A 25,463-nucleotide genomic window follows, 5' to 3' on the forward strand; every position below is an offset into this window, starting at 1 on the left:
CGATGGACACCGAGCGCTGGCAACGCCTGTCGCCGCTGCTGGACGCATTGCTGGAGCTTGAGCCCGACGCCCGCGCACGGCGACTGGATGCGTTGCGCACGGAAGACGCCGGCCTGGCCGACGAACTGGGCTCGCTGATCGACCTGGACGAAAACCACGCGGACTTCCTGGCCGAGCCGGCGCTCAACCTGCCCACCGGCCCCGCGCCGGGCGCGCTGATCGGGCCTTACCGGCTGGAACGCCTGCTGGGCGAGGGCGGCATGGGCCAGGTTTGGCTCGCGGCCCGCGCCGACGGTCTCTACCAGCGGCGCGTCGCGCTCAAACTCTTGCGCCCCGGGCTGGCGGACACCAACCTGCGCGTGCGCTTCACCCGCGAGCGCGAGATCCTTGCCCGGCTGACGCACCCCCACATCGCGCGCCTGCTCGACGCCGGCATCAGCCAGGACAACCTGCCCTACCTGGCGCTGGAGTACGTCGATGGCGTGCCCATCACCGACTGGTGCAGCGAGCAGCACACGCCGCTGGACCTTCGGTTGCAGATGTTCCACCAGATCTGCGACGCGGTCAGCCACGCCCACGCCAACCTCATCGTCCACCGCGACCTCAAGCCGTCCAACATCCTGGTCACGCCGGCTGGCGACGTGCGGCTGCTGGACTTCGGCATCGCCAAGCTGCTCGACCACGACGCCCCGTTGGTCGAGCGCACGCGCACCGGCGTGCGCGCCTTCACCCTGCACTACGCGGCACCCGAACAGGTGCGCGGCGAGCCGGTCAGCACCATGACCGACGTGTATTCCCTGGGTGTGCTGTTGTACGAGCTGTTCACCGACAGCAAGCCGTACCGCCCCCCGCGCAAGAGTGACGCCGCCTGGGAGGAGGCGATCCTCAGCGCCGATCCACTGCGGCCATCGCAGGCGTTGCTGCGCGCCGCCGAACTGCATCCGGGCGATGCGCACGGCCTGCGTCGGCGGGCCAGGACGCTGGTCGGCGACCTGGACAACATCGTGCTCAAGGCCTTGGCCAAGCAGCCCGAACAGCGCTATGCCTCGGTCGAGGCGCTGGCGCTGGACCTGCGCCGGCACCAGCTCGGGCGGCCGGTGGCGGCCCGCCCGGACAGCGTCGGTTACCGGCTCCGCAAGTACCTGCACCGGCACCGCTGGGCACTGGCGACCGGTTCGCTGGTGGCGGCCGTACTGGTCGCCGCGCTCGGGCTGGTGGCCTGGCAGGCCCGCGAGGCGGTGCGCGAGGCCAGTCGCGCCCAAGCCATCCAGGACTTCATGATCAGCGTCTTCGAGACCGCGAGTGCCGGCGAGTCCGGGCAACCGCTTGACGTGCGCGGGCTGCTGGACGCTTCGCTGCAGCGCGGCCAGCGCGAACTGGCGCGCCAACCACGGGCGCGTGCCGAACTGATCGGGCTGGTGGCGCGGTTGCGCATCGGCCTGGGTGATTACGACGAAGCCCGCGCCCTGCTCGAGCGGCAGGCGGCCATCCTGGAGGCCAGCGACGACATCCCGGACAGCCTGCGGCTGGAATCGGTCACCCAGCGTGGCCGGGTGCTGCGGCTGCAGGACAAGCCACGTGAATGCATCGACCTGATGCAACCCGCCCTGGCCAGCGCGCGGCGGCAACAGGCCCAGCTGCCGCCACAGGTCGCCGAGTTCTATTCGCAGCTGGGCCGCTGCCGCCGCGAGAATGGCGAGCGACGCGGGGCGCGGCAATTGTTCGAGCGCGCCCTGGCCATCCGCCGTGACGGCAACGGCGATCGCATCGGCGAAGTGGCCAACCTGATGGACCTGGCCAACCTGCACGCCGATGCAGGTGAAATCGGCAGCGCGTTGCGCCAACTGGACGAAGCCCGCGAACAACTTCGCGCGGAAGCCGGGTCGCGCCACCCGCTGCTGGTAGGCATCGGCCGCAGCCTGGGCAGCCTGCACCGCGCGCGTGGCGACTTCGAGGGCGCCAGACGCGAAGTCGCCGGGGCACTGGCCGTCAGCCTCGCCACCAGCGGCAGCGACCATCCGGCCAGCATCGCCACCCAGCTGCAGCTGGCAGGATTGGAGATGGACACGGGCCATTTCCGCGAGGCCCGCGAGGCGCTGGACACGGTGTACCGGCACCTGGAGGCCCGCCTGGGGTCGAACCACCCCGACACGATCCGCAGCCTGGTCGGGCGCGGGCGCGCGGAGCGTGAGCTGGGTGACATCGTGCGGGCCATGGACACGCTGCTGCAGGCCGCGGCGGCGGCCCGCAGGGTCGATGATCCGACGCTGCGCAGCGAGGTCCTGATTGTGCAGGGTGCGGTCCTGCGCGACGCGGGCCGGGCAGCCGAAGCCCTGCCGCTATTGCAGGAAGTGGTGCGCCTGCGGCGGGAGCGCGAAGGCGACGGGCATTTCGCCACCGGAGCGGCGCTGCTTGAACTGGGCTTGGCGCAACAGTCGCTTGGCGACGCCCACGGGGCCAGCACCAGCCTGCGCAATGCCGCCGCCATGACCCGGCGCGCGCTGGGCGCCGGTCATCCGGATGCCCGCAATGCCGCAGCCGCCTCGGCGCGGTTGCGCGCGCAGGCTGGCGACGCCGGCGCCCGGCATGAACTGGAAAACCTGGCCCGCCGGCAGGGTGCCCGGCCGGACGCGACCCTGGCCAGCGTGCGCGCGGGTGCCTATCTTGCCGAAGCAGGGTGTCCGCACAGTCCTGCCGCGGCCACCGCCGCCCTGGCCGCGCTGCAGGCGCCGCTGGCGAAGTGGCAACCCGAAGGTGGCGTGCTCACGCGCGAAGTGACGGCCATCGATGCGGCCTGCCGCCACGACCCGCCGTGAGCGCGGCTCACAACAGCGGCGGCTGCGACGGCTCGATCACGCCTTCGCCACGCATCACCTTCTTGAACTCGGCGCGCGACACCGACACGTAGCGCTCGTTGCCCCCGATTTCCACCTGCGGCCCGTCCTGCACCGCGCGTCCCCGTGCATCCACGCGCACCGTCATCGTCGCCTTCTTGCCGCTGTGGCAGATGGTCTTGATCTCGCTGATCTCGTCGGCCCACGCCAGCAGGTACTGGCTGCCCTCGAACAGCTCGCCGCGGAAATCGGTGCGTAGGCCATAGCACAGCACCGGGATGCGCAGCGCGTCGACCACCTCACTCAGCTGCCACACCTGCGCCTTCGACAGGAACTGCGCCTCGTCCACCAGCACGCAGTGCAGCGGTCCCTGCGTGGCGATGTCGGCCTGTACGATGGCCAGCAGATCCGAACCGCGGTCAAAGGTGATGCCCTCCGACTGCAAGCCGATGCGCGAAGCCACCGTGCCACTGCCGCCGCGGTGGTCCAGCCGCGGCGTGAGGATCAGCGCGCGCATGCCACGCTCTCGGTAGTTGTACGCCGACTGCAGCAGCGTGGTGGTCTTACCGGCGTTCATCGCCGAGTGGTAGAAATAGAGCTTGGCCATGGCGCCAGTGTAGCGGGGCGGACTAGCGTTCACGGACCAACACCGCGCAAGCGCCCACGCGCTGCCGGGCCGTCGCTGCGGCATCCCGGCGGACGCGGGTAAACTGACGGGCCAATGCCGGCACGCCGGCCTTCGAAGCACCCATGCACGGCCTCAATCCCCCCCAACACGCCGCCGTCCTGCACACCGACGGCCCCCTGCTGGTGCTTGCCGGCGCGGGCAGCGGCAAGACCCGCGTCATCGTCGAGAAGATCGCGCACCTGATCGCATCCGGGCGGATGCCGGCCAAGCGCATCGCCGCCATCACCTTCACCAACAAGTCGGCGAAGGAAATGCGTGAGCGCGTGGCCAAGCGGATCAGGGGCGATGCTGCCGATGGCCTGACCATCTGCACCTTCCACGCACTGGGCCTGCGCTTCCTGCATATCGAGCACGCGCACGCCGGCCTGCGCCGCGGCTTCAGCGTGTTCGACAGCGACGACAGCACCGCGCAGATCAAGGACCTGCTGCCGCCTGGCAGCAAGCCCGACGTGGTCGATGACGCGCGCAACCTGATCTCGCGCGCCAAGAACGCCGGCCTGTCGCCGGACGAGGCGCTGGCCGCCGCGCGCAGCACCCGCGAGACCGAGGCCGCGCTGCTGTATGCGCGCTACCAGGCGCGGCTGGCCACCTTCAACGCGGTGGATTTCGACGACCTGATCCGCCTGCCGGTGCAGCTGCTGGAAGCGCATGAAGACCTGCGCCTGGCGTGGCGCGAGCGCATCGGCTACCTGCTGGTGGACGAATGCCAGGACACCAACGACGCCCAGTACCGCCTGCTCAAGGCCATCGCCGGACCCAAAGGCCTGTTCACCTGCGTGGGCGACGACGACCAGTCCATCTACGCCTGGCGCGGCGCCAATCCCGACAACCTGCTCTCGCTCGGCGTGGATTACCCCGCGCTGCAGATCATCAAGCTGGAGCAGAACTACCGCTGCTCCAACCGCGTACTGCGCACCGCCAACGCGCTGATCGCCAACAACCCGCACGAGCACCCCAAGACGCTGTGGTCCGACCAGGCCGACGGCGAGCGCATCCGCGTGTGGGAGTGCCGCGACAGCGCGCACGAGGCCGAGAAGGTCGCCGCCGAGATCGCCTTCGTCGCCAGTGCCAAGCAGGTGCCGTGGAGCGACTTCTGCATCCTGTTCCGCGGCAACCACCAGAGCCGCGCGCTGGAGAAGGCGCTGCAACTGCTGCGCGTGCCCTACCACCTGACCGGCGGCACTGCGTTCCTGGAGCGCGGCGAGGTCAAGGACGCGCTCGCGTGGCTGCGGCTGATCGCCAACCCCGACGACGACGCCGCGTTCCTGCGCGCGGTCACCTCGCCCAAGCGCGAGGTCGGCGCCACCACCCTGGCCAAGCTGGCGGAGATGGCGCAGCACGGCGGCATGCCGATGGCGCGCGCGGCCGAGCAGATCGGCGTGCTCAAGCAACTGGCGCCACGCGCGGCCAACGCCGTCGATGGCTTCAGCACCATCATCAAGACCCTGCGCCGCGATGCGCAGCGCCTCACGCCCGCTGAACTGGTGCGCGAACTGGCGCAGCGCAGCGGCCTGCTCAATGCCATGCGTGCGGAGAGCAAGGACGAAACCGGCTTCCAGCGGCGCAAGGCCAACCTGGAGGAGCTGGCCGACTGGTTCGACGGCGGCAAGGGCGCCGGTCCGGGCGAACTGGCCGCGCAGCTGGCGCTGCTGTCGCACGCCGACAAGGGCGACGCCGGCAACCAGGTACGGTTGATGTCGATGCACGGCTCCAAGGGCCTGGAGTTCCGCTACGTGTTCATCGTCGGCGTCGAGGACGGCAACCTGCCGCACGACGCCAGCCTGGACGAGGGACGCATCGACGAGGAGCGGCGCCTGCTGTACGTGGGCATCACCCGTGCCAAGGAACGGCTGTGGCTGTCGCATTCGAAGGAGACGCAGCGCTGGGGCGAGAAGATCCGTCTCAAGCCCAGTCGCTTCCTCGACGAATTGCCCACGGCGGAATTGCAGCGCGACGGCGCCGACCCCGCGCTGGACGCCGAGCACAAGAAGGAGCGCGCCAAGGCCGGCTTCGACGCGATCCGCGCGTTGCTGGAAAGCTGAGCGCACCGGCAGACGAAGGATTGTCATTGGTGTGGGCTACACTCGCCCGTCCCTGTATCGCCCCGGATTGCCATGCATTTCCGCACCCCTGCCCTGACCATCCTGGCCTGTGCCGTCGCGCTGACTTCCTGTCGGCACACCGGCTCGCTGGCCGAGGCACCGGCCGCGCCGCCCGCACCCGAAGCCGTGGCCGTCGTGCCATCCACCGAAACCGTCGCCGCCAACGACAACCTCAACGCCGTGCTGTGGATGCAGCGTGCCGCCGAATACCGCGCCGCCAGCATGCAGGCCTACCGCGCCGCCGCCGCCAACCTCGACCGCGCGCTCAAGACGCCGGGCTGGGACGCGCTGGTGCCGGAGGAGCGCGCCAACGCCGCCGGGAAGCTCAAGCCGGCGGTGGTGCTCGACATCGACGAAACCGTGCTCGACAACTCGCCGTACCAGGCGCGCCTGGTGCGCGAAGGCGGCGAGTACAACGAAGCCACCTGGGATGCCTGGGTGCGCGAGGAGAAGGCCGCCGCGGTGCCCGGGGTGGTCGAGTTCGCGCGCGCCGCCACCGAGCGCGGCGTCACCCTGCTCTACCTCTCCAACCGCGCCGTGCACCTGAAGGATGCGACCATCGCCAACCTCAAGGCGGTCGGCATGCCGGTGGCGCATGACGATGTCTTCCTCGGCCTCGGCACCGTGGTTGCCGGATGCGAGCAGGAGGGCAGCGAGAAGAACTGCCGCCGGCAACTGGCCGGCCGCCGGTATCGCGTGCTGATGCAGTTTGGCGACCAGCTGGGCGACTTCGTCGAAGTCGTGGCCAATACACCCGAGGGGCGTGACGCGCTGTATGCCCAACACCAGGCGTGGTTCGGCGAGCGCTGGTGGATGCTGCCCAATCCCAGTTACGGTAGCTGGGAGCCGGCGGTATTCAACAACGACTGGCGCCAGCCGCTCGAAACCCGACGTCAGGCCAAGTTCGAGGCTCTCAACGTCGCGCGCTGAGGCGCCACAATAAATCAACAAGTTATGCAGCACTTCGACTGTGTTGCATTACATTGTCGGCGCAGGTAGGCTGTTCTGAGTCCCGGCACCGCCGGGAACCGCGCCACAACTCGATGTCTTCCGGCTCCGGCCGGCTTTAAGGGAGGCCTTCGGCCTCCTTTTTCTTGCCCGTCGCATCCCGATCCGGAACTGGCTTGGCTTGTTCCGCCGGCCCGCCCCCGCCAAGATGCAGTGGCGACTTGGGGAAGGCCGCCTGCATGATCCTGTTCCGACGCCTGTTGACCACGCTCGCCCTGGCCCTGTTGCTGGGCGGGTGCGAGCGTGCGCCGACCCCGCCGCCGCCGCCACCCAAACCACTCGGTCCCGCGGAGGCCCTCACCCGGCTGATGCAGGACCTGCGCCGCAACGACCTGGCCGGCTACGCCCGCCACGCGGTGCCCCCGGCCCTGCATCGTCGCCTGGCCGTGGCCTGGCAACAGGGCCACACCGTCTGGCCATTGACCGAGTTGCCGCTGGACGACCGCATCGCGCCGATGATCACCGCGCTGGCCGCACCCGGTGCCGAGCGCAGGCTCACCGCCACGTTCAAACAGCAATTCTCCGGCGCGGGGCGGGAGCTGCGCTCCGCCGCCGCCACGCTCGGCCTGTTCGCCGGCCAGTACGTGACCAGCGCCGAGGAGTACAGCGACGAGGAGCGCGACCACTACCTGCAGATGATTGCCGCGTTCAGCCAGTGGGGGCAGCGTGCACCGCTGGCCGAGGGCAAGCGTGCCAGTGCGGCGCTGCCGCGGCTGATCGGTGCCGCGCGCGGCACAGGGCTGGGGGGGGACGACGCATTCCCCCGTGCCGGCATGGACAAGGCCCTCGGCCGACTGGGCCCCTTCCTGCGCACCACCAAGGACGTGCTGCGCACGTACGACCTGGACCTGGACGCCACCCTCGACAGCGTCCACCCCACCCTGGCCGAGCAGACCGGCGACACCGCACGCCTGCGGGTGCGCTATACCCTGGCCGGGCGCCCCATTGACGCCTACGTGCGCGCCGAGCGCCGCGACGGCCAGTGGTATATGAGTGACCTGTTGCGCCATGCCGAAGCCGAAGCGGCCAAGGCGACGACACCGGACGCCGCACCCGGTACGGACCCGGCCGCTCCAGCCACGAAACGCCGGAAGTCGCCACCGGTCGCGCCCCGCCAATCGGCGGCCGGTGCCAAGCCGGCATAATGGTGCCGATGCAGAACCAGACCCACCTGCCGTTCCCCGAGTCCGAGCGCCCCCCCCAGGGGAGCCCGGCGTCCACCGATGGCCGGGCGACCCCGACCGAGCCCGACGTGCCCGCCGGGGGCGAGGGCGCACCCCCGCTACCGACCGCGGGCAACCCCGATGAAGCGGACGAACCCGCCTCCGCCGAGCCGTCCGCGTCACCGCCGACCGGCCCGGAGCGTCGCCGGTCCATACCGGCCCGCCGCCCCTGGTGGGCCCGCCTGCTCGGCCGCCTGCTGGAGCCGTGGATCGCGCTGACCGTGGAGCCCGAATCCCCCGGCGACTACGCCCGCGAGTGGACCGGCGGCCCGGTCTGCTACGTGCTGGAGGACTACGGCCTGTCCAACGCGCTGATCCTGGAGCGCGCCTGCCGCGAGTACGGCCTGCCCTCGCCGATGCAGCCGCTGCCCGGCGATCCGCTGGGACGCAAGCGCGCGTACGTGGCGCTGTCGCGGCGCAATGCCAGCGCGCTGGCCCCGTCCGGGCCGCCTTCCGGCAAGACCCGCTCGGCGTCGTTGTCGCGCCTGCTCGAAGCGCACCGCACCGACCCGGCGCTGGACGTGCAACTGGTGCCGGTGTCGATCTTCGTCGGCCGCGCCCCGGACAAGAACAGCGGCTGGTTCTCGGTGCTGTTCTCCGAGAACTGGACGCTGGTCGGCCGCTTCCGCCGGCTGATGGCCATCGCGCTCAACGGCCGCAGCACCCTGGTGCGGTTCTCGCCACCGGTCAGCCTGCGCCAACAGGTGGATGAAGGCCTGCCGCCCGAGCGCACCGTGCGCAAGCTCTCGCGCGTGCTGCGCGCGCACTTCCGCCGCATCCGCGCCGCGGTGATCGGCCCCGACCTGTCCACCCGCCGCCTGCTGGTGGATGCGGTGCTCGCCGCCGACACCGTCAAGGACGCCATCGCCGACCAGGCCCGGCGCGACAAGAGTTCACTCAACGATGCGTGGAAGAAGGCGCATGCCTACGCCTACGAGATCGCGGCCGACTACTCGCACCCGGTGGTGCGTTCGGCCAGCTTCATCCTGGCCCCGGTGTGGAACCGCATCTACCGCGGCGTGCTGGTGCACCACCTGGACAAGCTCAAGCAGGCCGCGCCCGGGCACGAAGTCATCTACGTGCCCTGCCACCGCAGCCACATGGACTACCTGCTGCTGAGCTACCTGCTGTACACCAAGGGCATCGTGCCGCCGCACATCGTGGCCGGCGTCAACCTCAACCTGCCGGTGGTGGGCACCATCCTGCGCAAGGGCGGCGCGTTCTTCATCCGCCGCAGCATCCGCGGCAGCGCGCTGTACTCGGCGGTGTTCTCCGAATACATGGCGCAGCTGGTGTCGGGCGGCTACTCCATCGAATATTTCATCGAAGGCGGACGCTCGCGCACGGGCCGGCTGCTGCCACCCAAGGGCGGCACGCTGGCGATGACCGTGCGCGCCTACCTGCGCCAGCCCACACGCCCGGTGATGTTCCAGCCGGTGTACATCGGCTACGAGAAGCTGATGGAAGGCACCAGCTACCTCGACGAACTCTCCGGCAAGCCCAAGGAGAAAGAATCGATCTGGCAGCTGCTGATGGGCATCCCCAAGGTGCTGCGCAGCAACTACGGCCAGGTGGTGGTCAACTTCGGCGAGCCCATCTACCTCGGCGAGGTACTGGGCGAGCACGCGCCGGACTGGGACGGCAAGCCGGTGCCCGAAGACGAGAAGCCGACGTGGCTGGCCAACACCGTCAGCGCGCTGGGGCAGCACATCCAGGTCAACGTCAACCGCGCCGCGGACGTCAACCCGATCAACCTGCTGGCGCTGGCGCTGCTGTCCACGCCCAAGCATGCGATGGGCGAGGGCGACCTGCTGGCGCAGATCGCGCTGTCGCAGCACCTGCTGGCCGAGCTGCCGTACTCCGACCGCGTCACCGTCACGCCGCACACGCCCGCCGAGATCATCGCCCACGGCGAGGAGATCGGCGTGCTCACCCGCACCGCGCACCCGTTGGGCGACGTGCTCGGCGTGGGCGGAGACAATGCGGTGCTGCTGAGCTACTTCCGCAACAACGTGCTGCACCTGTTCACCGCGGCGTCGTGGATCGCCTGCTGCTTCCAGAACAACCGGCGCATGAGCCTGCGCACGGTCGAACGCCTGGGTCGAAGCGTGTACCCGTTCCTGCAGGGCGAGCTGTTCCTGCCGTGGACCGAGGACCAGTTCGCCGACCGCCTGCACCGCACGGTCGACGCGTTCATCCGGGAGGGCCTGCTGGAACGGGTCAGCGACGACGACGGCGGCATCCTCAGCCGTTACGCCGGACAGACCGACGAAGTGTTCCGCCTGCGCGCCATCGGCCACTCGCTGCAGCAGGCGTTCGAGCGCTACTACATCACCATCTCGGTGCTGGCCAAGAACGGTGCCGGCACGCTCAGCGCCGGCGAGCTGGAAAGCCTGTGCCAGCAGGCCGCGCAACGCCTGTCGCTGCTGTACGCCCCGGCCGCGCCGGAGTTCTTCGACAAGACCCTGTTCCGTGGCTTCATCCAGAAGCTGCGCGAGCTGAAGCTGGTATGGGTGGACGGCAACGGCAAGCTGACCTTCGACGAGCGACTGGATACCTGGGCCAAGGATGCGAAGGTGATCCTGGGCCGCGAGCTGCGGCATACGATCGAGAAGGTGAGCCCGGAGGCCGCGTCAAAAGCCCCGCTGCCGGGGTCCCCGGAGAGCTGAACCATGGCGTCGCCCGCGTCCGCGGGCGCCACGCCCGGACACGTTTGCGCGCGGCACGCAAACGTGGAAAACAGGGGACGTCAGGCCGGCTCGTCCGGGATCAGCGACGATTCCAGCCGCGCGATGCAGTCCTTGAGCCACAACTTGCGCTTCTTCAGCCGCTTGATCGCCAGATCGTCGGCGGCGATGTCGGCCTGCAGACGCCCGATCGCGCCGTCCAGGTCGCGGTGCTCCTGCCGCAGCTCGGCCAGCTGGCGGGCAATGGTGGCGGGGTCGTCGCACTCGTGCATGGGCGGAGCTTACCTGTCGGACGTGGCGTCGTCATGGCCGGAACGGGATGGGACGGCACGGCGGTACTGCTTAACCGGCGGCGCGGCCCCAGCCGGTAGAATGGCGGGTTCATGAGTACCGTCCTGCCCCTGCACCCCGATTCCCTCCCCGCGCTCGCGCCGGGCACGGAACCCCTCGCGTTGGCCGAGCCGGCGGCGTTCGTGCCTCGCGCACGCCGCGCCGCGCACGAGGCCAACAAGCTGGCCAAGCGCCTGCGCCACCAGGTGGGCCGCGCCATCGCCGACTTCGGCATGATCGAGGACGGCGACAAGGTCATGGTCTGCCTGTCCGGCGGCAAGGACAGCTACACCATGCTCGACATCCTGCTGCAGCTGCAGGCCAAGGCACCGGTGCGCTTCGAGATCATCGCGGTCAACCTCGACCAGAAGCAGCCCGACTTCCCCGAGCACGTGCTGCCCGACTACCTGGCGTCCATCGGCGTGCCGTTCCACATCATCGAGCAGGACACCTACTCGGTGGTCACGCGCGTGGTGCCCGAAGGCAAGACCATGTGCTCGCTGTGCTCGCGCCTGCGCCGCGGCGCGCTGTACACCTGGGCCGAGGAGAACGGCATCACCAAGATCGCGCTGGGCCACCACCGCGACGACCTGGTGGCCACGTTCTTCCTCAACCTGTTCTTCCACGCCAAGCTCAGCGGCATGCCGCCCAAGCTGCTGTCCGACAACGGCAAGCACGTGGTGATCCGCCCGCTGGCCTACGTGCGCGAGGACGACATCGCGGCCTACGCCGAGGCCAAGGCGTTCCCGATCATCCCGTGCAACCTGTGCGGCTCGCAGGAGAACCTGCAGCGCAAGCAGGTCAAGCGGATGATGGACGCGTGGGAGCAGGACACGCCGGGGCGCATCGAGACCATCGCGCGTGCGCTGGGCGACATCCGGCCCTCGCAGCTGAGCGATCCCAACCTCTTCGACTTCCTGGCGCTGGGCGCGCACGGCGCCAAGGCCGACGCGCATGCGTGGCTGGCCGGCGAGACGTCCGGTGAGGCCGCAACGCCCACGGACTGACCCGCGCGTCGCAACGGCTGACACCGCAACCGTTTCTGATACTGCTGGCGCCGCCACGGGCGCCTCACCCGCATCGACCAAAGGCCTCTGATGTTCTTCCGCAACCTGACGCTGTTCCGCTTTCCGACCACCACCAAGCTCGACGACCTGGACACCGGCCTGGACGAATGCCAGCTCAAGCCGGTCGGTCCGCTGGAGTTGTCCAGCCGCGGCTTCATCAGCCCGTTCGGCCGCGACGCCGAGGCGCTGTCGCACCGCCAGGGCGACGCGATCTGGCTGGCCATGGGCGGCGAGGACAAGATCCTGCCCGGCGCGGTGGTCAACGACATGCTGCAGAAGAAGCTGGCGGAGATCGAGCAGAAGGAAGGGCGCAAGCCCGGCGGCCGCACCCGCAAACGCTTGAAGGACGAGCTGGTCACCGACCTGCTGCCGCGCGCGTTCGTGAAGCCCTCGCGCACCGACGCGCTGCTCGACCTGGGCCACGGCATCGTGGTGGTCGACACCAGCAGCCGCAAGAACGGCGAGAACGTGGTCAGCGAGATCCGCCGCGCGCTGGGCAGCTTCCCCGCGCTGCCGCTGAACGCCGAAGTCGCGCCGCGTGCGGTGCTGACCGGCTGGGTGGCCGGCGACCCGCTGCCCGAGGGCCTGTCGCTGGGCGACGAATGCGAGCTGCGCGACCCGATCGACCAGGGCGCGGTGGTGAAAGTGCAGCGCATGGAACTGCAGAGCGACGAGATCGCCAAGCACCTGGAGTCGGGCAAGCAGGTCACGCGTCTGGCGCTGACCCTGGACGACCACGTGTCGTTCGTGCTCGGCGAGGACCTGGTGGTGCGCAAGTTCAAGCTGCTCGATGGTGCCGTCGACGAGTTGGAAAGCACCGAGCGCGACGACCTGCGTGCCGAACTGGACGCGCGTTTCATCCTGATGTCCGCCGAGGTACGCCGCCTGTTCACGGTGCTGGAAGGCGCGCTGAAGCTGAGCAAGGCGGAGGCCTGATCCGCGCGCGGGTCGCATCAGCGCGGGCCTGCGATGAACGGCGCGTGCGTCGTCACGCACGTCGCGCGTTGATCCGTACAATCGTGGCAAGCCACCCCACGGCCATCGCATGACCTCCCTGTTCCGCCTGTTGACGCCGTCGCCGCGTGCGATCGAGCGCGACGCGTTCGAGCTGGTGCTGCCCGACGGCCGCACCATCGAGATCGCCCGCGTGCGCGATCCGCGCGCGCGCCGGCTCAAGCTGTCGGTGGACGAGCGTGGCGCACGTTTGACCCTGCCGCCGCGCACCAGCGCCGCCACCGGTGAGCGCTTCGTCGCCGAGCACGCCCAATGGCTGGCGGCGCAACTGCAGCGCTTTGCCAGCGACGGCGGTGACACGCTGGTCCGCGACCAGACCACCCACCTGCCGCTGCGCGGCCGCGCCGTGCCACTGCGTTGGGAAACCGGCCGCACCACCCGCCTGCAGCCTGATGGCGACGCGGATGCGCTGGTGTTCTCGCTGCCCACGCAGGCACGCGATGCCGCCATCCAGCGCGCTGCGCGTGATTTCTTCGAGGCGCAGGGCCGTGCCGACGTCGGCCGCTGGCTGCCGCGCTACCTGCCGGGGCTGCCGCGCGCGCCGCGCCAGGTGCGCTTCAAGGTGATGTCGTCGCAGTGGGGCTCACTGGCGCCGGACGGCTCGGTCACGCTGGACCTGTCGCTGGTGCTGGCGCGGCCATCGGCGTTCGAGTACGTGCTGGTGCACGAGCTGTGCCACCTGATCCACCACGACCACTCGCGCGCGTTCTGGCGTGAGGTGGAGGCGCGGTTCCCGACGTGGCGCGACGAGCGGCGCTATTTCAACGCCGAGGGCCGGCGGTTGAAGGCGATGTTGCGCGCGCTGATCGGCGGCTGATCGCGCAACCTCCGCATTCACAGCCGAGGCCCCAGGGGCTCGCGGAGCCCGCTATCGGTGAAAGAAGTCGCCGATCGCGGCGGCCACGCCCGCCGGGTCTTCCATGTGCAGGTGGTGGGTGCCGGGCATCACCACCAGCTCGCCATGCGGCAGCAGGGCGGCGCGGGCGCGGCGCACGTCATCGGGGAAGTACGACTGCGGCGGATCGGCGTAGATCACCCGCGTCGGACACTCGATGTTCCGCACCAGGTCGTGCACCTGCGCTTCGCTGATCCGCACCGCGGTCGGCTGGGTCAGGCGCGGGTCGCTGCGCCACACGAAGCCGCCTTCGATCGGCGCGATGCCGCGTTCCACCAGCAGCCGCGCCACCGGTTCGCTGAGCCCGTTGACCTGCATGCGCGCACGCACCGCGGTGGCGATGTCGTCGAACACGCGCAGCTGGCGTCGTGGCATGGCCATGGCGGCAAACGCATCGCGCAGGCGCTGGCCGGTGCGGTGCTCCGCCTCCGACAGCGCGCCCAGTGCCTCGATGGCGACGAAACGCTCCACCCGTTCCGGCGCGGCTGCGGCGACCACGCTGGCCACCGCCGCGCCGAGCGAATGCGCCAGCAGGCTGAAACGCTCCCAGCCCAGCGCGTCGGCGGTGGCGAGCACCGCCCGCGCAAACACCACGCTCAGGTAATCGGCGGCGGGCGGCAGGTGCGCGCTGGCGCCGTGGCCCGGCATGTCCAGCGCGGCGATGTCGAGCGCCGGCAGGTGCGGCGCCAGCGGGACGAAGCTGGCCGCGTTGTCCAGCCAGCCGTGCAGCGCGATGATCCGCCGCCCGCCCGGCGCCTCGCGGCGCAAGCCGCACAGCCGGCCAAAGATCGTGTCGACGCCGAACTCGCGCATCGCCGTCGCGCTCATGCCCACGCGGCCAGTTCGCGCCGCACGATCCCGGCGATCACCTCGGCGTGCGCGGGCGAATCGTTGAGGCAGGGGATGTAGCGCAACGTACCCCCGGCGTGGGCCACCTGTTCGGCCAACCCGATCGCCACTTCCTCCAGCGTCTCCAGGCAATCCACCGAGAAACCGGGCGCGATCACGTCGATGCTGCGCACGCCGCGCTCGGTCAATGCCTTCAACGTGGTGTCGGTGGCCGGCCCCAGCCACTTCTCCTTGCCGAAGCGCGACTGGTAGCTCAGCGTCCACGCGTCGCCGGCCAGGCCCAGCGCCGCGGCAATCGCACGCGCGCCGGCCTCGCACTGTTGCTGGTACGGGTCGCCACGGTCCACCAGGCGCTGCGGCAGGCCGTGGAACGAGAACACCAGGTGCTCGCCGGCACTATGCGCCGCGCGATGCGTGCGCACCGAATCGGCCACCGCCGCCACCCACTGCGGGTCCACGTGGTAGTCGCGCACGGTGCGAACCGGCAGTCCCGCCACCGTCGCCACCGCATCCTCCACCGACAGCGTGGTGGTGGTGGAGTACTGCGGGTACAGCGGCAGCACCAGCACCCGGCGCGTGCCCGCGGCGCGTTCGGCCTGCAGCGCGGCCTGCAGCGATGGCGCACCGTAGCGCATCGCATCCAGCACCTTCAGCCCCGGCAGGCGCGCCTGCACGCCGCGCGCCAGCCGCCGCGTGTACGCGGTCAGCGGCGAGCCGCCGTCCTCGCCGGACAGCCACACCTGCGCGTACTTCTCGGCCACCACCGGCGAGCGCCGCGGCAGGATCACCCACTGCAGCAGAGGCTGCCACAGCAGCCGCGGAATCGACACCACCCGCGGATCGAGCAGGAACTCGCGCAGGAAGCGCGCCACCGCGGGCGCGGTGGGCGCCTCGGGCGTGCCCAGGTTGACGAGGATGACGGTGGTGTCGGAAACGGTTTCGGAGGACGTCATGATGGTGGCGATGATAGCCGGCCAAAGGCGGGCTGCCCCTGCGGATTCGTACCGGGGCCGTCCGCCACCCGAGGCGAGCCCGCGCCGGACGGTTCCAACGCGATTCATCCGCGCGTCACTAGCCTGAACCGCGCCATGGAACCCCGCACTCGTCAGCGCGGTCCCATTCCCCGTATAACGCAACCTCCCCCGATCATTGGAGTCCGCCATGTCCCGACTGCCGCGCGTTGCCGTCCTTGCCCTCGCCCTCGGACTCGCCACCAGCGCGATGGCCGGCCCACGCGAGGACGAACGCGCCCGCAACGCGGTCCGCGTGCTGACCGACATCCAGGCCATTCCCGAATCGGCCATCCCGGACAAGCTGCTGGATGACGCCCACGCGATCGTGATCGTGCCCGACACGGTCAAGATCGGCCTGATGGTCGGTGCGCGCCGCGGCCACGGCCTGCTGTCGGTCAGGAACCCCGACGGCACCTGGTCCAACCCCAGCTTCGTCAAGCTCACCGGCGGCAGCATCGGCTTCCAGGCCGGCGTGCAGTCGGCCGACGTGGTGCTGGTGTTCCGCAGCGACCGCGGCCTGGACTCCATTGTCAACGGCAAGGTCACCCTCGGTGCCGATGCCGGCGTGGCCGCCGGCCCGGTCGGCCGCAACGCCGCCACCGCCACCGACGGCCAGCTCAAGGCCGAGATCTGGTCGTGGTCGCGTGCCCGCGGCCTGTTTGCCGGGGTGGCCCTGGACGGCGCGGTGCTGAGCATCGACGACGGGGCCAACGAGTCCGTGTACGGCCACGGCACCACCCCGCGCATGATCTTCGAAGGCCGCGCCAAGGGCGTGCCCTCCAATGCCGTGGTCGACTTCCGCGACCGGCTGGAGGAAGCCAGCGCCAACGCCAGCGCCAACCGCACCGGCGCTGCGCCACGTCGCGCCAGCGGTGGCCAGGTGCAGGTGGGCGCGCCGGAATCGCCGGCCAGCAGCCAGACCCAGCCGCTGCAGCCGGCCGGCCAGGCCCAGCCGGGCGGTTTCGAGACCGTGGAAAGCCCGACCAAGGTGGAACCGCTGCCGCGTTGATGTCGCCCGGCGGCCGTTACGGGCTGCGCTGACACCAGCAGGACACGCCTGCGGTATCCTGAGCACTCCTACCTTTCGAGCACTCCCATGGGCGGTTTCAGTCTTTGGCACTGGCTAGTCGTGCTGGTGATCGTGGTGCTGGTGTTCGGCACCAAGCGCCTGAAGAACGTCGGCCAGGACCTCGGCGAGGCGGTGAAGGGCTTCAAGAAGGGCATCCAGGACGAGGACAAGCCCTCGCCCCAGCTGCCCGACCAGCGCCGCGACGGCGACAGCACCACCACCGGCGCGCAGCAGCGCGACGACGAGCACACCCCGCGCTGAGCGGGGCATGGCCCGGGCACTGACCCGGGCCAACTGCCATGTTCGACATCGGTTTCTCCGAGATCTTCGTCATTGCCGTCGTGGCCCTGCTGGTGCTGGGCCCCGAACGGCTGCCCAAGGCCGCGCGCTTCGCCGGCCTTTGGGTGCGCCGCGCGCGTGCGCAGTGGTATTCGGTGAAGGCCGAGCTGGAGACCGAGCTGGCCGACGAGGAACTCAAACGCAGCCTGCGCCAGGCGCAGGAGCAGCTGCGCGCCGCGGAGACCGCGCTGCGCGAGCAGGCCGCGGGCGTGGAGCAGGGCGTACGCGGCATCGCGCATGACGTGCAGACCGGCATGACCGGCGAGCAGGCCGGCACCACGACCGAGCGGCATGACGCTCCGCCGGCCGACACGGACCACGGGCCGGCGTCGACGCCTTCGACCCCGCCATCGTCCGATGATGGCCGGGCCTGAGCCCATGGATGCCGAGCCGATGAGTGACGCCACGCAGACGCCGGACGAACCGCGCCTGATCGACCACCTGATCGAATTGCGCGCCCGCCTGCTGCGGGCCGTGGTGGGGCTGTTCGTGGTGCTGCTGGCGTTGCTGCCGTTTGCCCACCGGCTGTATGCCTATTTCGCCGCACCGCTGCTGGCCAAGCTGCCCGCCGGTGGCCAGCTGATTGCGGTGGAAGTGGCCTCGCCGTTCTTCGCCCCGCTCAAGCTGGCGTTCTTCGTCGCGCTGATGGCCTCGATGCCGTGGCTGCTGTACCAGGCCTGGGCCTTCGTCGCGCCCGGCCTGTACCAGCGCGAGAAGCGACTGGCGGTGCCATTGCTGGTGTCGGCCGTGGGCCTGTTCTACGCCGGCTGCGCGTTCGCGTTCTACCTGGTGCTGCCGACCGTGTTCGGGTTCCTCGCCAAGATCACCCCCGAGGGTGTGGCGATGATGACCGACATCAACGCCTACCTCGACTTCGTGCTGGTGATCTTTGTCGCGTTCGGCTTCAGTTTCGAGCTGCCGGTGGCGATGGTGATTGCCGCGGCGTTGGGGTGGGTGACGCCGACGCAGCTGAGGGAGTCGCGTGGCTATGCGATCGTGGGCGTGTTCATCATCGCGGCGGTGATCACACCGCCGGATGTGGTGTCGCAGTTGATGTTGGCGATTCCGATGTGTCTGCTTTATGAGGTGGGGATCGTGGCGTCGGGGTGGGTAGTGCGCGGTCGCGGGCAATCATAGGGCTCGAGCAACTGCGACGATGGCACCGCCAAAGATAACTGACCTCCATATTCACGCCTGCTTACGCTCATCCCAAGTCGAGACATTAGCAAACCGCTGCTGAGTAGGACGCCATCCGCTACCGGCAACCTTTCCGCTCCCCCTGGCCGAGATATCGCGCCACCTTCCCCATAGAGAGGGGGCAGACTGAGGTCGTCAACCGAAGCGAGGCGTCACGCATGGCGTCACCTCCCGACACGTCTGCCCATTGGTATCAACCTTCGGACTCGGAGGCCTCGCCGCGCTGAAACAAGCGAACCGAGCGCTCACGACCGTTGTCCTGCGCCTGCAGACTGTCGCAGGTGTTCTTCTGCACCGCAATCGCCGCAAACAGGCTCAGCGCATAGGCCATTCCGTAGAAACCTTTTTCGCTGAGCGTGAGCCCGGAATTCCAGAGTCCGATGAACAAGAGTAGCAACGCCGAGATGGTGGCAAACCACGACAACCCATAGTAGAGACTTGTAACAGCAATACCCTCCTGCCGATCACGAACGCTTTTCTGCACCGAGATCGCAGCGAACAGGCCGTATAGCAGCAGGGTGAAGTAGTAACCCTTCTCGTTGAGTTGCATCTGGGCGTTCCAAAGACCGACCAGATAAGCCAGTGCGCCAAGTAGCAGCGCAAACCAGGAAGCGCCGACAAAGGCGGGGGACGGCTTGCTCGTATGGTTCGTTTCCATTTCTTCTATCATCCTTTTTCAATAGTTTTCATTGTTCGTGAAACAGATTGTTGCGTTTTGCCCTCGGCTTCACCCAACCCTGATTTCTCGTTACGAGTCACTTGAGTGCAGGCGTACGACCGCTGCATGAGGCGGCAGTACCAGGCTCCTGACTTCAACTGAATAATTGCATTTCATCGGTCAGCGTTCCTTGCCCTGCGCACCTTCTTCAGTAAGTCATACGATTGACGGCAAAGATCTGTCGTTTGTGCAGATAGCTCCAGTCCGGTTCTCGTCGCCCGCCCATTTGATTCACCAGGTCCAGCAGATCAGTCACGCCATCCGTGCTTGAGGATGGCGCTCGGTCGGTATACAGGGGCTTTCGACCCTGGCGGTATAGTTCAAGAATGGATCTTTGTCGCACTGAGAGCGGGTCGGACGGTGGGCGCGTTATAACTCCAACGCGGTGATGGCCACTCCGATAGGCACGCTCTGACGCCACGGCATCACGATGCCGCTTCAGAGCCGCGCGATAGTCCGCGTCCTCCTTCTCCAGCCGATCACGGATGGCCTCGTGGTCGCGCTCGCTCTGTGGATCGGTCAGCAGGAGATGCGCGCGGGAATCATGGACGTATTGCGCGAAGAACGATGCGACACTCCGCCGCGGCACCGCTGCCTGGTGCCAATCCTCATGGAATTCATAGCCAATTGGGACACGCGGCGCACTCGCCTGTCTCGACCTCCCGTCCAGTCTAGCCGAGCCGTTCAGCCAAGCGCGCTGCTTGGCTGGGAAGGCTTCGATCTCCCTCAGCTGCCGGCCGAACTCCTCGTTGGCCTCGATCATGTCATTGCGATCCTGCCCTCCTGAGCGACGCACAAACGGCTGCCCGGCAAAAATCTCACTGTCGAGGATCTGTTTGCGCCACCCCAAGTAAAGCCGGCGATGCGCCAGCAGCTGTTCTTCCACGGACGCCTTGCCAGTGCCGAGGTCCGTAGCGGCCATGTAGGCATCGAAGGCCGACTGAAGCTCGGGACGGATGGCAAAATCGTCTTTCAGACCCGCTCGGTCAATCTCCTCGCGGCTACGCAACGGTACGCCTGCCGCCACCGCGCGCTCGTACATATCGTTCAACGGGATCTGCGATAGTTTATCGGCCTGGGTATTGGCCACCCGGCCGTTCGAAAAGTATGTTCCCTTGCCTTGGCTGTACAGTCCGTAGCCCCCCCCCACGTCCGAGTGCATCCCGGGGTACACCACCTCCAGACAGTTTCTCTGATATGCGTGTGGCCGACGCGCAAGATCCGCCGGGAACGAGTGGCGCGCCTCGTGGGCTGCCACCAAGTGCACACATTGCTCGACCTCCCCGGGGTCCGGAATGGTCATCAGGGACTCGTCACCCCACCCTTGGTGGCCTGTCACAGGCCCGGGAACGGAGTCGGCATACCCCACCGACACCACGGTGTCGAACAGCCCCAGGAAGCGCACCCGCATCGGTACGCCACAATAGAAACCGCGCACATCACAGAAATGGCGACGCAACTGGTTGAGGAAGGAGCGCGCTTCCGCCGCACCGCGCGAGAAACCGAACACGTCGAATACGATCGAGTCTATCTTCGGATTTCTAGAGCTGCTTAGCGCGTGAGTAAGCTGTCGTTTCCATCGTTCGAAGAGGTCGTCGTTCTTAACTGCGTTTTTGATACTTTCCGACGAATCCGCAACCAGGAGTTGCCTGGTCAGCTTCCAGTAAATTCGGTTGGCGGCAAATAGGAGCGCATAGCGGATTCGCTCCGCGCCCATCGCCCCCTTGGCCGCTCCGTCAGGGTGCGGCGTGTTTTCGCCAATCTCCGGAAACGGCGTGCCGACACCTTGGAGATAGAACGCATATTGGCCATCCTCAGGTTTGTCGAACGTCGCCTTGTATAGTTTCGCAACATTACTTTGCGACCCGGAAGACGCATCTTCCGCGAGGTGGTTGCGGGTGCCATCAAAGAAGATCGAGAAGCTGAGCGTCAACCGGCACGTGCGCCCAGACTCGCAGAGATTCGGCGGTTGGGGCGGTGTGTCAACAGCTGCTGGCGCGGCAGCGGGAGTGTAGGCAAGCTTGCTCATGACAATCCTTATCTTTTGAAGAAATCCTTTTTCGGAAGATCCGGCCCGGGATAGTCCGGATGGCCTGGCCCCAGCATGCTCGGGATAATTAGCACCTCGTCGTCACTGACGATATGCAGCCACGCCATGCCGACCTCGTCATAGCGGTGGATCGACACCATTTTTTCGTGCCACTGACAGTTTTTCCCATACGGCTCGCACCTCTCCCAGCGCACCTTGGACTGCAGACCCTGATGCCAGCGGACTGGCAGTGAAATGCAGCACACGGTCTTTCCTCCGCGCCCGCCTTCTCCGGCCCAACTGTCATCCACGAACACATTGCGCACGAACGTGTCGCTGGGATCATGGTCCATCGTCGTCACACTGGTGCCGAAGCGAGCGTTCGGGTCCTCGCCACACGCGGCCAGCGCCGGCACCATCATCAGCGACAGCAGGACCAGACACGCACGTGTCCACGCGCTGCGGCCAAACACGGCGACTGAATGGTTCATGGCAATGCCTCCCGTTCGCTCATCCATCGATCTCCTGCATGGTGCTGCCATGCTCTTCACTTTCATGTCCGTCCTCCGAGCCAGTCCTCCAGCGGGGCCAACGATCATCCGCCATCACCGCATGCCACAAATCTGCGCCTGTACGGCCGGCCTGCACTTCAGGATGAAATCGCAGGGCTTGCGCTGCGCCTTTTCCCTGCCTCACGGCACCTCCAATAAGACTCATCCAGTCACCGGTGGCGCTATATCCCAACTCCTTTGCCACTTCCAAAGTACGCACGGCTTCCACGTGGCGTTGCTCGCGGGAAGACAGCGAGGAATGCGGCTTCACGTGACGTTTGAGCTCGTGCAACAGTTGGTCCGGGACGCTGCTGTCGAGCAGAAGCCGGTACTGAATGTCGGACAAGCGAGCCGACACTCCACCTCGCGGGATGGATCCCGTTTCGGCAGGGGACAGAACAGGCGTCATCCAAGCCTCCCCGTCACGATCGGCACAGCAGATTCGCTGCCAGGGCGCCAGAAACGCGGCCCGCTGGTTTGGGCTCCATATTTCCAACATGGCGCGCAGCACGCGACCGTCGCCAAGACGCAGATAACCACGCGCCACGCCATCGGGAAGGGGACCAATCATCCATGATCGCAGGTGCACAATAGCCTGTGACAGCTCCAGCTTGCCGTCGAGCCAGGTGATCCCGCGCGCGATGCCATCAACGCCCGCATCCTGTGCCTGTTGCGCGCTCAACAGCCAAGGTCCAAGCGCCTTGGCCTCTGGCGAATCGCCTTCAAACAGGCTGTTGCCGTCGTAGCGGTTCGCGCTTAACGCCTTGCCGAGCTCCCGCTGCATGGCGCCGTCCATCAGAACGAAATGGCGTATCACCGATTCCGCGCGGGTGTTCCATATTTCCGGCAGGGGGTTCATAGAGGTACGACGGGCGTGCCGCTCAGTGCCGCCTTGGCCAGACAGTCCAGACACACTTCCTGGAACTGGACGAGCTCGCGCTCGAGGCTGGAACCACCCACAAACGACTTCTTCCCCGCATGCACGGTGATGCTGCCCGGGCATGCGACGGTAATGTTGCCGCCTTCAATCGTGACGCTCGCACCGCCACTGGTTGCAAGGTGCACAGCCTTGCCCGCTGCCAGTTCGACCTCGCCATTGGCACTGACCAGCTTTAGCCCATCGCGCGACTGCAACTTGAGCTGGTCGTGCTGCGCTTCGAATTCCAGCTTGCCTTCAGCCGTGACCAGGCTGAACGCAACGGCTTCTTCGCTCGCATCTTCAACCGCGCCGGCGAGCCAGCCAAGCGCTTGTCCCGCATGAACGCGCAAGTCGCCTGCGGTAGCCACGTTGCTCGCACCGCCGCTGGCCAAGGTCAGCGTCTCGCCCATGCTCCACTGCAAACTCTGGCCGGCCACCAGGCCGATGCCGGCAGGAGCGCTCAGGCCCAGCAGTGCGTCGCCGGTATGCGGGACACGGCCGGTACCACTGCCAGGCTGGCGTTCCGAAGCGTCAGCGGCCGCCGCATCCCAAGCCTCGCCGCCGACCACGGTGCTCGCACTGGTCAGCAGCGCCTTGAGTGGTGCCTGATCGGCGATCAGGGCCGACTGGGCGGGTCCACTCGTGCCTTCGTGCGCCGCGACACGCGGCGTAAGGTGGGTTCCGGCGATGCCGGACAGGGTTTCGCCCAGCTTCGTGGCTTGTTTGAGCAGGGCGGTGGCCGCAACGTGTTCGCCGGCGGGTGCCTCCTCGCTTCCGCCGGCTGCACGACCAACGCCCGTTCCGGTCGCGGGCGCGCCATAAGCACTGATCCACAACCCACGCTCTGCACGCACCGCACCCCATTGGTCGGTACGCAGTTCGAAGCCTTCGCCGCGCGCCTCGCCACGACGGTTGTCATCCTGCCGGATCAGATAGCCCAGGTTGAGCTCGGTCGCGGCATGGGTGGTGGCCAGTTGCAGCCGCAGCTGGCCGTCACTGTCGTCGAACACCAGGCGGTTGTGGCCGCTGCCGCCGAACTCCTTGGACTTCACGCCCAGCATCGCCGCGGCGTTCCGGTCGTCGGCGGCGCGGGCACCGTGCCACGCTGGAGCGGCGCCGCCGGCGTGGTTGCCCTGCGCGTCATCGCCGCGGCCGTTGTACAGGGCACCGACCACCACGGGGCGGTCGATGTCCCCGTCGAGGAAGGCGATCAGCACTTCCTGGCCGATGCGCGGCAGGAACTGGGTGCCGACGCCGGGGCCGGCGTAACGCTGTGCCACCCGCAACCAGCACGAGTCGCCGGCGATGCAGCTCGCGCCCGCTGCATCGCTGCCGTCGCGCGCGCCCTGCCAGTGGAAGCGCACGCGGATGCGGCCGAGCGCGTCACAGTGCAGCTCGCGTGCGCCTTGCGGCTGGGTTTCGCCCTGCGCGCCGACCACGATCGCGGTCTGGTAGCCGGGCGCAGTGGGCCGAGGATTGAGACGCGGCACGATGGCCGCGGGCTGGTCGGCCAGCGTCACTTCTGCGGCGAGCAGCGGCCGCCATGGCAGCGTACGCGGCACCGCGAGGAAGGCGTTGGCATAGCCCACCGCAGCCGCGCGTTCGGTCACCGCGTGCCACGTCGCCGGTGCCAGGCCGGGCATGCGTTCGGGCAGGCGCGCGTGGGTCGCCAGTCCTTCTGGCAAGGGGTTGATGCCGGCGTGCCAGACGGCGGTCAGCAGCACCTCGTCGGGGACCGCCGAGCGGTCGGCCGGGGCGCCCAGCAGGGCAAACCAGCGGCCCGCGGCGAAGCTGCGGACGGTGCCGCGCCCCAGCCAACGCTGGCGGTGCACGTCGTGGGCTTCGGCCAGCAGTTCGGCCACGCGTTGCGCGGCAACGCGGTCGGCGAAGGCGTAGGCGCCGACCGGGTCGTAAAGCTCCAGTGCCAGTGCGTCGCTGCTGGCGCCGCGATCGTCCGTGCCCGCGGCGGCGTAGCCACTGGACCCATCCGCACGTTGACCCGTACCCGATCCCACACCCGCGCCAAGCGCGACATTGGCCGTGGTCGCGGCCACCGTCTTGTAGTCATGGCTGAGCAGGGTCAGCGAGGTCGCGCCCAATGCCCTTAGCGCACCGAACGCCTGCACCGCATCGGCCTGTTCAGTGGCGTCACTGCGGTGGAAACGGATGCCGCCGCGGATCGCCGCGCTCAGCTCCTGCGGCAGCTGCGCGCTGTCGGCGAAGACCACCAGCCGGTGGCCGGCGCTCGCATCGGCGCACGCTTCCATCCGCAGGCCCAGTCCCTCTTCCGCGAGTAGGCGGCCGAGGAACGCGGCATCGGTCTCGCGGTACTGCACGCAGTAGCTGCGCGGCGGCACGGCGCCGAGGAACGGCCCGACGTCGTCCGCGACCTGCCAGACCGCATGCGGCGCGTAGTCGGTCAGCACGGTTTCCACGATCTGCAGCACGCTGCGGTCCTGGAACACGCGGCTGTGCCGGCCCTGCGCCAGCAGCCAGGTCCACGGCACCAGCTGCAGCCGATAGCGGGTAAACGCCTGGTCGCGACCCAGTTGCTCGGCCGATGCCACCAGGCCGGTGCGGGCCACGCGCTCGCCAGTGGCGGTGCGCGTCCACAGCGTGGCCGGCTGGCCGAGCATGGCATCCAGCGGCAGCGCATCGTCGGTGCTGACCAGGTCCACCCACCATTGCTGGGTGACCAGGGCGGCATCGGCTGCAAGGCCATGCGGGCCAAGGGCCTCGTGCCCGTGCCAGCTGGCCACGACCCAGGCGCTGTCCAGCGGCGCGATGGCCGGCAACGACAGGCTATGCGGGCGGTCCGCACCCGACAGGTGCAGCAGTTCGGCCAAGGGGCCGGGAACAGAAACTCCGCTGTTCATGTGTCTCTCCGTGACAACCTGTGCAGACTACCATTTCGGAACCCTGCGTAGGCTC

General features: G+C 68.3%; 21 protein-coding genes. 12 read left to right on the forward strand and 9 right to left on the reverse strand.

The features are described from left to right. Positions 1–2 precede the first annotated feature (2 nt). A complete protein-coding gene (locus IP93_RS02590) occupies positions 3–2,816 on the forward strand; it encodes a serine/threonine-protein kinase (protein WP_144811635.1) in 2,814 nt (937 codons plus the stop codon). A gap of 7 nt (positions 2,817–2,823) precedes the next feature. Here the strand turns inward: IP93_RS02590 and IP93_RS02595 are convergent, their stop codons facing one another. After that, complete coding sequence (locus IP93_RS02595) at positions 2,824–3,441, reverse strand: thymidine kinase (protein WP_144811637.1); 618 nt, start codon at positions 3,439–3,441, stop codon at positions 2,824–2,826. 143 nt (positions 3,442–3,584) lie between these two features. On the opposite strand from IP93_RS02595, the gene IP93_RS02600 reads away from it, so the two are divergent. From IP93_RS02600 to plsB, 4 genes are all read left to right on the forward strand, one after another. Continuing rightward, the gene (locus IP93_RS02600) at positions 3,585–5,564 is read left to right on the forward strand and encodes a UvrD-helicase domain-containing protein (protein WP_144811638.1); all 1,980 of its coding nucleotides are present in this window, start codon (positions 3,585–3,587) and stop codon (positions 5,562–5,564) included. A 72-nt stretch (positions 5,565–5,636) separates the two neighbouring features. Beyond that, a complete protein-coding gene (locus tag IP93_RS02605) occupies positions 5,637–6,554 on the forward strand; it encodes a 5'-nucleotidase, lipoprotein e(P4) family (RefSeq protein ID WP_144811640.1) in 918 nt (305 codons plus the stop codon). A gap of 257 nt (positions 6,555–6,811) precedes the next feature. Next, positions 6,812–7,777: a hypothetical protein gene (locus IP93_RS02610; RefSeq protein ID WP_144811642.1), complete on the forward strand. Its 966-nt coding sequence runs from the start codon at positions 6,812–6,814 to the stop codon at positions 7,775–7,777. Then, on the forward strand, positions 7,777–10,524 hold the full coding sequence (plsB, locus tag IP93_RS02615; protein ID WP_425480015.1) for a glycerol-3-phosphate 1-O-acyltransferase PlsB: 2,748 nt from the start codon (positions 7,777–7,779) through the stop codon (positions 10,522–10,524). The genes IP93_RS02610 and plsB overlap by 1 nt, the downstream gene beginning before the upstream one ends. Before the next feature lie 80 nt (positions 10,525–10,604). On the opposite strand, the gene IP93_RS02620 is transcribed toward plsB, so the two are convergent. After that, on the reverse strand, positions 10,605–10,814 hold the full coding sequence (locus IP93_RS02620; protein ID WP_144811645.1) for a YdcH family protein: 210 nt from the start codon (positions 10,812–10,814) through the stop codon (positions 10,605–10,607). A 111-nt stretch (positions 10,815–10,925) separates the two neighbouring features. Here IP93_RS02620 and ttcA point away from each other — a divergent pair, with 111 nt between their 5' ends. From ttcA to IP93_RS02635, 3 genes are all read left to right on the forward strand, one after another. Further along, positions 10,926–11,879 carry a tRNA 2-thiocytidine(32) synthetase TtcA gene (gene ttcA, locus IP93_RS02625; protein ID WP_144811648.1) on the forward strand — a complete coding sequence of 318 codons (954 nt, stop codon included), beginning with the start codon at positions 10,926–10,928 and terminating at the stop codon, positions 11,877–11,879. 90 nt (positions 11,880–11,969) lie between these two features. Continuing rightward, positions 11,970–12,875, forward strand: coding sequence for a recombination-associated protein RdgC (locus IP93_RS02630; protein ID WP_144811650.1), 906 nt, complete (start codon positions 11,970–11,972; stop codon positions 12,873–12,875). Positions 12,876–12,984: 109 nt separating this feature from the next. Further along, positions 12,985–13,770 (forward strand): M48 family metallopeptidase, encoded by a 786-nt coding sequence (locus IP93_RS02635; RefSeq protein ID WP_144811652.1) that lies wholly within the window; start codon positions 12,985–12,987, stop codon positions 13,768–13,770. A 51-nt stretch (positions 13,771–13,821) separates the two neighbouring features. Here IP93_RS02635 and IP93_RS02640 read toward each other — a convergent pair whose 3' ends face one another. After that, positions 13,822–14,661 carry an alpha/beta fold hydrolase gene (locus IP93_RS02640; RefSeq protein ID WP_144812307.1) on the reverse strand — a complete coding sequence of 280 codons (840 nt, stop codon included), beginning with the start codon at positions 14,659–14,661 and terminating at the stop codon, positions 13,822–13,824. A gap of 11 nt (positions 14,662–14,672) precedes the next feature. Beyond that, positions 14,673–15,650 carry a ferrochelatase gene (gene hemH, locus IP93_RS02645; protein WP_144811655.1) on the reverse strand — a complete coding sequence of 326 codons (978 nt, stop codon included), beginning with the start codon at positions 15,648–15,650 and terminating at the stop codon, positions 14,673–14,675. A 208-nt stretch (positions 15,651–15,858) separates the two neighbouring features. On the opposite strand from hemH, the gene IP93_RS02650 reads away from it, so the two are divergent. The 4 genes from IP93_RS02650 to tatC all read left to right on the forward strand — a co-directional run bounded on the left by IP93_RS02650 (position 15,859) and on the right by tatC (position 18,255). Further along, on the forward strand, positions 15,859–16,719 hold the full coding sequence (locus IP93_RS02650) for a lipid-binding SYLF domain-containing protein (protein ID WP_144811658.1): 861 nt from the start codon (positions 15,859–15,861) through the stop codon (positions 16,717–16,719). Positions 16,720–16,806: 87 nt separating this feature from the next. Further along, positions 16,807–17,040, forward strand: coding sequence for a Sec-independent protein translocase subunit TatA (tatA, locus tag IP93_RS02655; RefSeq protein ID WP_144811660.1), 234 nt, complete (start codon positions 16,807–16,809; stop codon positions 17,038–17,040). A 38-nt stretch (positions 17,041–17,078) separates the two neighbouring features. Then, a complete protein-coding gene (gene tatB, locus IP93_RS02660) occupies positions 17,079–17,492 on the forward strand; it encodes a Sec-independent protein translocase protein TatB (RefSeq protein ID WP_144811662.1) in 414 nt (137 codons plus the stop codon). 19 nt (positions 17,493–17,511) lie between these two features. Next, positions 17,512–18,255: a twin-arginine translocase subunit TatC gene (tatC, locus tag IP93_RS02665; protein WP_144811665.1), complete on the forward strand. Its 744-nt coding sequence runs from the start codon at positions 17,512–17,514 to the stop codon at positions 18,253–18,255. 253 nt (positions 18,256–18,508) lie between these two features. On the opposite strand, the gene yiaA is transcribed toward tatC, so the two are convergent. From yiaA to IP93_RS02690, 5 genes are all read right to left on the reverse strand, one after another. Further along, positions 18,509–18,973 (reverse strand): inner membrane protein YiaA, encoded by a 465-nt coding sequence (gene yiaA, locus IP93_RS02670; RefSeq protein WP_199747066.1) that lies wholly within the window; start codon positions 18,971–18,973, stop codon positions 18,509–18,511. A 208-nt stretch (positions 18,974–19,181) separates the two neighbouring features. After that, complete coding sequence (locus IP93_RS02675; RefSeq protein ID WP_144811671.1) at positions 19,182–21,062, reverse strand: T6SS phospholipase effector Tle1-like catalytic domain-containing protein; 1,881 nt, start codon at positions 21,060–21,062, stop codon at positions 19,182–19,184. 8 nt (positions 21,063–21,070) lie between these two features. Continuing rightward, a complete protein-coding gene (locus IP93_RS02680; protein WP_158636253.1) occupies positions 21,071–21,553 on the reverse strand; it encodes a DUF3304 domain-containing protein in 483 nt (160 codons plus the stop codon). 19 nt (positions 21,554–21,572) lie between these two features. Beyond that, positions 21,573–22,472 (reverse strand): DUF4123 domain-containing protein, encoded by a 900-nt coding sequence (locus tag IP93_RS02685; RefSeq protein ID WP_144811676.1) that lies wholly within the window; start codon positions 22,470–22,472, stop codon positions 21,573–21,575. Beyond that, positions 22,469–25,408 (reverse strand): type VI secretion system Vgr family protein, encoded by a 2,940-nt coding sequence (locus IP93_RS02690; RefSeq protein ID WP_144811679.1) that lies wholly within the window; start codon positions 25,406–25,408, stop codon positions 22,469–22,471. The genes IP93_RS02685 and IP93_RS02690 overlap by 4 nt, the downstream gene beginning before the upstream one ends. Between the last annotated feature and the right edge of the window lie 55 nt (positions 25,409–25,463).

It is taken from the genome of Aerolutibacter ruishenii, from assembly GCF_007830115.1.
Lineage (GTDB): Bacteria > Pseudomonadota > Gammaproteobacteria > Xanthomonadales > Xanthomonadaceae > Aerolutibacter > Aerolutibacter ruishenii.